The following is a 9,024-nucleotide window of genomic DNA, read 5'->3' on the forward strand; positions in this document are numbered from 1 at the left end:
CACCGGATGAGCCGGAGCCGCCCCCGGAGCCGGMGCCCCCAGCAGAGCCCGAGCCGCCGCCGGAATCCACACCGCCGCTGCCCTTGCCGCACGCGGCGAGCAGTGAGGCCCCGACGCCCAGAGCCAGATACCGCAACGCGGTACGCCGCCCCACCACCTTCGTCACTGCCCGCAACTGACGTACGCCGGCATGGGTGTTCATGCCGTGCCCCCGTAGCCTCAACTCAAGATCGACGAAGGCAGAGTACACAGCAGGGCGGAGCACCCGGCCAGCAATACGCGGCGTCAGGCGTCGCGGGCTTCGGCCCCCTGGGGCTGTCGCATGCTGGGGCAGCCGTCCTCCTCGGAGACCCCGAGGAAGCGCTCGGCCCAGTCCGACAGCTCCCCGAGCGCCGGGCGCAGCGCCTCGCCCGCCGGAGTGAGACGGTAGGAGACGCGCAGCGGCGGGCCCTCGTCCACCTCGCGGCTGACCAGTCCGGCCTCGCCCAGTTCGGCGAGGCGGTCGGAGAGCATGCGCTCGCTGATGCCGCTGACGGCGCGGCGCAGCTCGGCGAAGCGTCCCGGGCCGCTCATCAGGCTGGCGAGGATGACGCCGTTCCAGCGCTTGCCCAGCAGGACGAAGACGCGCTCGACCGCGCCGCCCACGCCCGCGCACTGCCCCGCGTCATGCCGCTCCGTCGTCATACGGGCATCCTACCGCCTTGCCCTTAGCTACTGCGGAAAAGTAAGCTACTGTTACTTCGCAAGCTGCTTACGAAGTTGCTGCACGGCGTCTCCGGGCGCCGGTCCCCTCATGCGCGCCCCGCGCGCCCGTACCAAGGAGCACGCCATGGCTGTTCTGCTGCACATCGACTCCTCGCTGTTCCCGCTGGAGGCCTCCGGCTCGCGCCAGCTCACCGACGCCTTCCGCAAGGCCTGGGAGCAGGCGCACCCCGAGGGCAGCGTCATCTACCGCGACCTCGCCGCCGACCCTTTGCCGCACCTGGACATCGCCACCGTCACCGCCGGGTCCCCGCCCCCGCTGCGCGAGGAGCTCATCGCCGAGTACGAGAAGGCCGACGTCGTTCTCATCGGCGCCCCGATGTACAACTTCACGATCCCCTCCACCCTCAAGGCGTGGCTGGACCAGATCATCCTGATGGGGCGGACCTTCGGCGAGGGCGTGGCCCCGTCCGGCAAGCGCGCCGTGGTCGCGGCCTCGCGCGGCGGCTCCTACCAGCCCGGCACCCCCCGGGCGGGCTTCGACCACGACACCAACTACCTCCGGACGGTGCTGGGCGGCGGCCTCGGCCTGGATGTCGAGATCATCACGCGCGAGCTGACGCTGGCGGCCACCAACCCCGCCATGGCCTCGCTGGTGCCGCAGGCGGAGGAGTCGGCGCGGCAGACGCTGGAGCAGGCCGCCGAGTCCGCGCGGCAGCACGCCGCACTGCTGGCCTGACCCACGGCCCGAACACCTCGGCCCGGCACGGCGCCCGGGACAGCTCGGTCCGGCACGGCGGCCCACCCCGTCGAGAGGCCCTTGAGGCCGCTCCCCCGCCCTGCCGGACCTCAGCCGCACCCCGCGACGATCTCCGGGCGAACCGCCCGCGTACGGTCCGAGGCCGGTCCCGTCTCCACGTCGACCGTCCCCGGCTCCACCACGGGACACAGGTCCCGGCCGACCGAGGCCAGGGTGTCCGCGTCGATGGAGAACACCGCGCCGGACTCCCGGCCGGGGTCGACGTCGAGGCGGACGAAGCCGCGCAGCTCGCGTACGCGCGGCCAGGACGTGGCACCCGAAACGCGGCGCACATAGAGCTGGACCGTCTCGTGCGCGGGCCGCGTACCGGCGTTGCGGACCGTGACCCGGCAGGTCAGATCCGGGGCACCGGCGGCCACCCGTGAGCGCGAATCCGCCGACGCCAGCGAGGAGCAGCCGGACAGGGCGGGCAGGGCGGTGGCCGCGGCCAGCCCGGAACCGGCGGCGAGCAGGCCGCGCCGGGTCAGCGATGTGCGCACAGCGGTGGTCTCCAACCAAGCGGTTAACGATTGGTTGATCGATGTACCTCGTGAGGTGGGAGGACACTAGGGAGTCACGCGCCGGGGGTCAAGAGGTGGATGAGGAGAAAGGCCGCGAGCGGGCCGGGGTGCGGTGAGGCCTTCAGGGGCGCCGCAGGGGTGGAACGGTCAGGACGGCGGTGTAGTAGTCGGCCGCCTGCTGTTCCGCTACGGGTGTGCCCTCCACGGCGATCCAGGCGTGCGCGGAGAAGGGCTGGGTGCGCACGCCCGTGCACCAGGTGGGCCAGGTGCCGCGCAGTCGGCACAGCAGGGTGGCGGCCAGGGAGCGTTGCAGGCATCCCGTGTTGGTGGCGCAGCGACGGCTGAGTGTGACGACGGCGGCACGGGCGGCACGTGCCTGCGAGGTGGTCGCCGGGAGGGCACCCCTGCGCAGTCGGCGCAGCACGCGCCCGATGGTGTGCGGGGAGCGGGTGGCCAGCAGCCGGGCGGCGCCGACGGCGAGCAACGCGGCCGGCCGCCGCGACAGCGGCAGCGGCTCCCGGGCGGCGAGCGTCACGTCATGGCTCATGCGGATCTTCCTTCTGGCGTGTGGCGGGCCACGGCGGTGTGCCCCCCTACGGCGACGGGTTCAGCGCGGGACGAGGGCGTCGGCGTCACGCAGGGTGCGAAGGAGCGCCTCGACATCACCGTCGGCGCGGTCGGCGGCTGCCGGGTGGCGCGCGGTCAGCGTGGCCGCCGCCTGCTCGGGTGTGCCGCCCTCGGCCAGTGTCCGCAGTACCAGGGTGGCTGTCGCGTTCAGCTGCCAGTAACGGCCGGTGCGCTGGTTGAGCAGCACCGCGCCGTCAGGGGTGTCGATGACGGTGACGTGGTCCCGCAGGGCGAAACCGTTCGAGCCGTTCACCGCCCCACCTCCCCGTGGCGGTGCCCGGGGCCGCGCCCGATGAGCCCACCGTCCGGCCTCTGCGAAGCCCGCCGCGTTTCCTCCAGGGAACGCAGCCACACCTCGGCGGCCAGGGTGGCGTCCAGTGACCCCAACGGGGCGGCGGAGGTATGCGGACCGGCGAGCGTACGCCGCAGCAGCCCCGGGTCGATCAACCCGTGCGCGGCCAGCCGCGAGTCCTCCATCAGGGCCAGAATCTCCCCCCGGTTGCGCTGCCAGCCACGGTAGAGATCGGCGCTGAACTCCCCTTTCGTGCGTCGCTCCAGCACCTCCCGGGGAACGATGCCGCGCATCGCCTCCGCGAGGAGCGGTTTGTAGCGGCGGGGGGTGTTGCGGTCCTGCGGCCGCACGGCCAACGCGGCGTGCAGGACCTGGTCGTCGAGGAACGGCACCGCGAGACCGACACCGGCCGTGCGCCGGGTCAGCCGGTCGGCCTGGGCCACGAGGCCTCCGGTGCAGCGGGCCAGCAGCAGCACCTCATGCTGCTCCCGCCACGGCGCCAGCGGCTGCGGCCCGGCCTTGACGGCCGCATCGAGGACCGAGCGCGCCGCCTCCACCGCCGCCCCACTCGCCCACACCGGCAGCCACGGCATGGGCGCCCAGCCGACCCGCCACCCGTCCCTGGTCGCGGGCGGTGTCCCCGCCGCCAGCCGCCGGGCCTGCCGGGAGAGCTCTCGCGCCGGGTCCCGGCGGTCGGCCAGGGCGCGCAGCGTGGCAGGCCACGAGGCGCGTGCCATGGCCCGGTAGTCCCGCACCCGCCCCAGTCCCCCGACCGGGAACCGGCGCACGAAGTCGTGCAGATGGGTGTGGGAGCCCGTACGGAACAGCTCGTCCCCGCCGTGCCCGGCCAGATGCGTCCGCGAGCCCGCGTCGGCCATCGTGCGGGCCAGGTGCTCGATGCGGGCACGTGAGCGCACCCAGCCGAACGGCTCGGCGTCCGCGTGGTCCGCCTCGACCGCCCGTGGCCCGAGCCCGGCGAACATCGTCGCGCCCGCTTCGACGGCATCCACCACATGCCGCGCTCGCGGCAGTCGCCGCGCGGCCAGCCGGGCGTAGTGGGCGTCGTCGTTGCCGGTGTCCGTCTCGGCGAAGCGGTAGGTCACCAGCTTCGTCCCGCCCGCACCGGCGAGGAAGGCCAGACTGGTGGAGTCCATGCCTCCGGACAGATCGACGCTGACCGGCGCTTCCCTCGCCGCCCGTGCTGCCACCGCACCCCGGAGCGCGGTCCGTACGGCTGCCGCGCCCTCGTCGAGCGACGCCTCCGCCTCGGGCGCCCGCCAACGGAGCACCTCTCCCCCGCGCCCGTCCGCCTCCAGCACCCAGGCACGGTCCGACGGCACTGCCTCGACCCCGTCCCAGGGAACCGACTCGTGTACGGGAAAGGGCATCACCATCCCGGACAGGCGCAGCGCCAGCCAGGAGGTGTCCCATCCGGCGCCGGTCACCGAGGCCAGCACGTCCGGGCGGTCGGACGCCACCGACGTCCCGCTGAACCGCGTGTGAAACACCTTGCGTACCCCGGCCAGCGTCCCTTGCGCCCATACCCGGCCCCCGGCCGATACGACCAGATGGAAGCAGCCCGGCAGCCCCTCGGCGGCCTTTCCCGCCTCCGCGACCGACCGCACTCGCCCCAGCCGTGCGCGCAGATCGGCGGTGGTGGCCGCACACTCCCCGGCCACCACCGCCCGTACCTGTCCCGCACCCACCGAAAGGAGTGAACCTGCGGGCCAGCGGCCCATCAGCCACGGCCGCCCGGAAGCGTGGGCGAGCACGCACGAGGCCAAGGGGCGCAGCTTGCGGACAGCCGGGGCAGTGACCTCCCCGTCCGGCAGGACGACGAACCAACTTCCGCGCACCGCAACCCCTTTGCTCAGACCGTATGGGCCACTCGGTACCTCCAGGTGTCAGTTGCTGTAGGCGCCGTAGCCGTCCCAGATCCCTACGTAGTGCGGGCCCAGAGTCACCTCGGCGAAGTCACCCACCTCCACCATGACCGGCTCTTCGTACTCCTCGACCGCGAGCGGGTTGTCTTCCATGAGGGAACCCCTTCCGTCATCGGCAACGCGGCTTGTCCGCACTGCCCTTGAGGGTTGTGCACCCATGGAAGCAACAAGAGAGGGTGGCAACGGCGGCCGCACACATAAACCACCTGAAGCGGTACAGGTGAAGCGTTCCGGAGCGACTCGGTCGCCGCCCACACCATCACGCGCTCCCGGACGGCGCACCGGTGGCGCCGTCGACGAGCCGACTCCCTACTGGTGCAGGTGAGCCAGGACCCCTTCGTGCACGGGATAGGGGCTCTCCCGGGGCAGGAGCTGCCGCGCACGGTCCAGGTCTCCGTCCCTCACATGGGCGTGCACCGCGTGCGAGAGTGCCGTGACGTCGGTGATGGAGACGATCCACTCGTCGGCGTAGCGACGCGCGGCCGCACCGGCGAGGCCGAGTTGCAGTGACCGGTGCGGAAGCGGCTGTAGCCGCAGGTCGCGTTCGGGGTCCCACTGCACCCGGGCCGTGGCCTGCTGCAACTGGCGCTTCCAGGTGGCGTGATCGGCGTGCAGACCGTGCTCGTAGTGGGAGAGGCAGGCGTGGGCCAGTGCCCACTCGAAGCCTTCGCGGGTGATCTCCAGGGCGAGGACGGCCTCCTGGCCCTCCTTGGTGCCCCATCCGCAGCGGTACATCATCCACAGGAACGACGGCTTGACCCAGGTCATCCGGTCCCGCTTCCACACCGCGGGGAAACGTCGTTCCCGGGCCGCCGGGAGACCGATCTCCGGCGGATACGCCTGGTAGACGGTGACCGTGGAATCGGTGTACCGGGCGCGGATCTGATGCTTCTGCTCTGTCACGGCAACCAGCTTGAACGCGCCCGTTCGGGTGCGCCATCCAATATCGCGGCTCCGCGCGGGCAAGCCTCAGGAGGCGTTCGGCGCATCGCGCGAGGACGGCAGCCGCTGGGTGATCCGGTCGAGCAGGTCGGTCAGCGGCTCACCCACCTCCCGGCCGAACTCGGTGAGTCCGTAGGTGACCTGAGGCGGCGTCGTCGGCTCGACCTTCCGCCAGACCAGGCCGTCCTTGACCAGCCCCCGCAGGGTCTGGGCCAGCATCTTCTCGCTGACGCCCCGGATGCTCTCGCGCAGTTCGTAGAAGCGAAGGTCGTTGTTCCGCAGGGAGATCAGCACCCAGACGCCCCACCTGCTGGTCACGTGGTCGACCACGTCCCGCGCGGGGCAGTCGGTGTGAAACACCTCATACCGTCGGGCCACCTCGGCCTGCCCGAGCTGCACGCCTTCACTCATGTACGGAGCTTACCCATAGGTATGTTCTTACGGAAAGTAAGCCCACCTCCTAGCGTCAGCTCCCGTCAGACACACCAGATGCAACGGATACATCGGATACAACGGACGGGAAACTGAACATGATCGTGGTGACCGGGGCCACCGGGAATGTGGGACGGCCTCTGACGCGGGCCCTTGCCGGGGCGGGCGAGCGGGTGACAGCCGTGTCGCGGCGCGTGGCGCCGGTACCGGACGGGGTCCGGCACGCGGTGGCCGACCTGGCCGATCCGGCGGGCCTTGCACCCGCGTTGAACGGGGCGAAGGCCCTGTTCCTGCTGCTCTCCGGCGACCTGCACGCCCCTGGGGCCAGGCCGTCCGAGCTCATCGACCTGGCCGTGGCCAGCGGGGTCCGCCGGGTCGTCCTGCTGTCCTCGCAGGGTGTGGCGACCAGGCCGCTGGGCCCGACGCGGGTGACGATGCGCGCGCTGGAGGACGCGGTACGCGCATCCGGCCTGGACTGGGCCATCCTGCGCCCGGGCGGCTTCGCCTCCAATGCCCTGGGCTGGGCGGACTCCATCCGCACACGGGGGACGGTCGCCGCGCCCTTCGGTGACGTCGGGGTGCCGGTCATCGACCCGGCGGACATCGCCGAGGTCGCGGCCGCCTGCCTGCTGGACGACCGGCACACGGGCGGGGTGTATGAACTGAACGGTCCCGAGGTGATCACACCACGTCAGCAGGCCGCGGCGATCGCCGCCGCCCTCGGCTCACCGATACGGTTCCACGAACTCACCCGGGCCGAGGCCAAGGCCGAGATGACCCGGTTCGTGCCCGCGGAGCTCGCCGACGACACCCTGGACATCATCTCCGCCCCCAACCCCGCCGAACTGCGGATCAGTCCGGACGTGGAAGGGGTCCTCGGCCGCGCCCCGCACCCGTTCAGCGACTGGGTCGCCCGCAACATCGCCGCGTTCCGCTGAGTCGCGGGGCACATCGCACCATCTGGGCGGCGGCCCCGCGCGGGTGCCTACAAGCGCGCGGGGCCGCTCTCCTCCCGGGGTACGTCAGTTGAGGGCGTCCGCCTGGACGGTCTCGTGCCCGTCCGCGACGGTGGGGGCCGGGCGTCCCGGGCCGCGCAGGGCGACGTAGAGGAAGAGCGCGGCCATGACGGCGACGCCCGCCCACATGGCCTGCTGCCAGCCGTCGACGAAGGACTCCTTGGCGGCCCGGACGAGGTCCCGCGCGTGCGGGCCGCCGCCCTGGGCCGCCTCGACGGCGTTGGCGACCCCTTCGCGGGCGGTGTCCGCCGTCTCCCGGGGGATGCCGTGCAGCCTGTCACCGATGGCGCCGCGGTAACCGGCGGACAGCAGGGCGCCGAGCAGGGCGACGCCGAGTGCGGTGCCGAACTCGCGGGTGACGTCGTTGAGCGCGGAGGCGACGCCCTGCTTCTCACGCGGCAGGGAGCCGGTGATGGCCTCGGTGGACGGGGTCATCGACAGGCCCATGCCGACGCCCATGGCGAGCATGCCGGGCAGGATGGACGCGAAGCCGCCGTCGGCCGAGACGAGCAGGGCCATCAGTGCAAGGCCGACGCCCGCCAGCGCCACCCCCGTGGCCATGGTCGAGCGGGGACCGACGCGGGCGGCCAGCTTGGGTGCCAGGCCGGAGGCCATCATCATCGTGACGGCCATGGGCATCAGGGCCACCGTGGACAGCAGGCCCGACCAGCCGAGCACGGCCTGGAAGAACGGGAAGAGCACCACCGCGATGCCCGCCTGCACACCGAAGACCGCGAGGAGCGTGACCGAACCCCCGGCCAGACCGCGCTCCCGGAACAGCCGCACGTCCAGCAGTGCCGCCTCCCGGCGGCGCAGTTCCCAGACGACGAAGCCGATCGCGGCGATCAGACCCGCCGCGAGGCCGGTCAGGGTGGCCGGGGCGGTCCAGCCGCGCTCGGGACCTTCCTGGAGGACGAAGATGAGGCCGACGACGGCGACGGCGGAGACCAGGGCGCCGACCGTGTCGAAGCGATGGCCCGAGGCCTCCCGGGAGTTGGGGACCGACTTCACCGTCATGGCGAGGGCTACCAGTACGAGAGCCACCGGCAGGACGAACAGCCAGCGCCAGTCCGCGACATCGACCAGCAGGGCGGAGAGGAACATGCCGAGGATGCCGCCGCCTCCGGCGACACCGGTCCACACCCCGATCGCCTTGCCGCGCTGTTCCTCCGGGAAGGTGGAGGTGATGACGGCCAGGGTGATGGGCATGATCATCGCGGCCCCGACACCGGCGGCGACCCGCGCGGCGAGCATGACCTCGGCCGACTGGGCCAGCCCCGCCACCACGCTCGCGGCGCCGAAGACACCGAGACCGGCGATGAGCATGGGCTTGCGGCCCAGGCGGTCGCCGATGGCGCCGAGCGGCAGCAACAGCGCCGCCAGGGCAAGGGTGTAGATGTTGATGATCCAGAGGATCGTGTTCTGCGAGGCGCCGAACTCCACGGCCATGTGGGTCTGCGCGACGTTCAGGCCGGACACGGAGGCGATGACGGCCATCAGCGCGACGGAGACGGCTATCAGGATCGTGCGCAACTGACGTGCGTCCGGCACGCCTTCGCCGTCTCCTGTCGCGGCTCGTACGGGCTGCGCGGAGTGGTTCGTACTCATGGGTTCCTCTCGAAATGGGCATGCCGGTCGGCACCGGGGCATGCCGCTCGACGTAGACGTACAGGCATGCCGGTTCAGCGCCGGAGCAGGGTCGGCGCCGGGTTGCGCGGTCCCGGTCGCCCGCCCCCTCCCGGTCCAGGCC

The 9,024-nt window shown here is 72.3% G+C and carries 12 protein-coding genes; 2 read left to right on the forward strand and 10 right to left on the reverse strand.

Annotated features, from left to right (window positions below; genetic code table 11):
* Window positions 1-202, reverse strand: a 202-nt coding sequence (locus AB8Z36_RS21550; protein WP_369214995.1) for a hypothetical protein, incomplete at its 3' end; no start/stop codon positions are given.
* An 83-nt stretch (window positions 203-285) separates the two neighbouring features.
* Window positions 286-684, reverse strand: a complete 399-nt coding sequence (locus AB8Z36_RS21555) for a winged helix-turn-helix transcriptional regulator (protein WP_369214996.1) — start codon at window positions 682-684, stop codon at window positions 286-288.
* Window positions 685-829: 145 nt separating this feature from the next.
* Here AB8Z36_RS21555 and AB8Z36_RS21560 point away from each other — a divergent pair, with 145 nt between their 5' ends.
* Complete coding sequence (locus AB8Z36_RS21560; RefSeq protein WP_369214997.1) at window positions 830-1,441, forward strand: FMN-dependent NADH-azoreductase; 612 nt, start codon at window positions 830-832, stop codon at window positions 1,439-1,441.
* A 110-nt stretch (window positions 1,442-1,551) separates the two neighbouring features.
* Here AB8Z36_RS21560 and AB8Z36_RS21565 read toward each other — a convergent pair whose 3' ends face one another.
* The 7 genes from AB8Z36_RS21565 to AB8Z36_RS21595 all read right to left on the reverse strand — a co-directional run bounded on the left by AB8Z36_RS21565 (window position 1,552) and on the right by AB8Z36_RS21595 (window position 6,237).
* Window positions 1,552-2,001 carry a fibronectin type III-like domain-contianing protein gene (locus AB8Z36_RS21565; protein ID WP_369214998.1) on the reverse strand — a complete coding sequence of 150 codons (450 nt, stop codon included), beginning with the start codon at window positions 1,999-2,001 and terminating at the stop codon, window positions 1,552-1,554.
* Window positions 2,002-2,143: 142 nt separating this feature from the next.
* Window positions 2,144-2,569: a lasso peptide biosynthesis B2 protein gene (locus tag AB8Z36_RS21570; protein WP_369214999.1), complete on the reverse strand. Its 426-nt coding sequence runs from the start codon at window positions 2,567-2,569 to the stop codon at window positions 2,144-2,146.
* Between the two features lie 60 nt (window positions 2,570-2,629).
* Window positions 2,630-2,902, reverse strand: a complete 273-nt coding sequence (locus tag AB8Z36_RS21575; protein WP_369215000.1) for a lasso peptide biosynthesis PqqD family chaperone — start codon at window positions 2,900-2,902, stop codon at window positions 2,630-2,632.
* On the reverse strand, window positions 2,899-4,647 hold the full coding sequence (locus AB8Z36_RS21580) for an asparagine synthase-related protein (protein ID WP_369215001.1): 1,749 nt from the start codon (window positions 4,645-4,647) through the stop codon (window positions 2,899-2,901). The genes AB8Z36_RS21575 and AB8Z36_RS21580 overlap by 4 nt, the downstream gene beginning before the upstream one ends.
* 198 nt (window positions 4,648-4,845) lie before the next feature.
* Window positions 4,846-4,977 carry a lasso RiPP family leader peptide-containing protein gene (locus AB8Z36_RS21585; protein ID WP_369215002.1) on the reverse strand — a complete coding sequence of 44 codons (132 nt, stop codon included), beginning with the start codon at window positions 4,975-4,977 and terminating at the stop codon, window positions 4,846-4,848.
* A 216-nt stretch (window positions 4,978-5,193) separates the two neighbouring features.
* Window positions 5,194-5,787 carry a DUF4291 domain-containing protein gene (locus tag AB8Z36_RS21590; protein WP_369215003.1) on the reverse strand — a complete coding sequence of 198 codons (594 nt, stop codon included), beginning with the start codon at window positions 5,785-5,787 and terminating at the stop codon, window positions 5,194-5,196.
* Window positions 5,788-5,853: 66 nt separating this feature from the next.
* Entirely contained in the window at window positions 5,854-6,237 is a 384-nt protein-coding gene (locus AB8Z36_RS21595; protein ID WP_369215004.1) for a winged helix-turn-helix transcriptional regulator, read from the reverse strand.
* 119 nt (window positions 6,238-6,356) lie between these two features.
* Here AB8Z36_RS21595 and AB8Z36_RS21600 point away from each other — a divergent pair, with 119 nt between their 5' ends.
* Window positions 6,357-7,196, forward strand: a complete 840-nt coding sequence (locus tag AB8Z36_RS21600; RefSeq protein ID WP_369215005.1) for an SDR family oxidoreductase — start codon at window positions 6,357-6,359, stop codon at window positions 7,194-7,196.
* Between the two features lie 84 nt (window positions 7,197-7,280).
* Here AB8Z36_RS21600 and AB8Z36_RS21605 read toward each other — a convergent pair whose 3' ends face one another.
* Complete coding sequence (locus tag AB8Z36_RS21605; protein WP_369215006.1) at window positions 7,281-8,882, reverse strand: MFS transporter; 1,602 nt, start codon at window positions 8,880-8,882, stop codon at window positions 7,281-7,283.
* Between the last annotated feature and the right edge of the window lie 142 nt (window positions 8,883-9,024).

The organism is Streptomyces flavofungini, assembly GCF_041028215.1.
GTDB lineage: Bacteria > Actinomycetota > Actinomycetes > Streptomycetales > Streptomycetaceae > Streptomyces > Streptomyces flavofungini_B.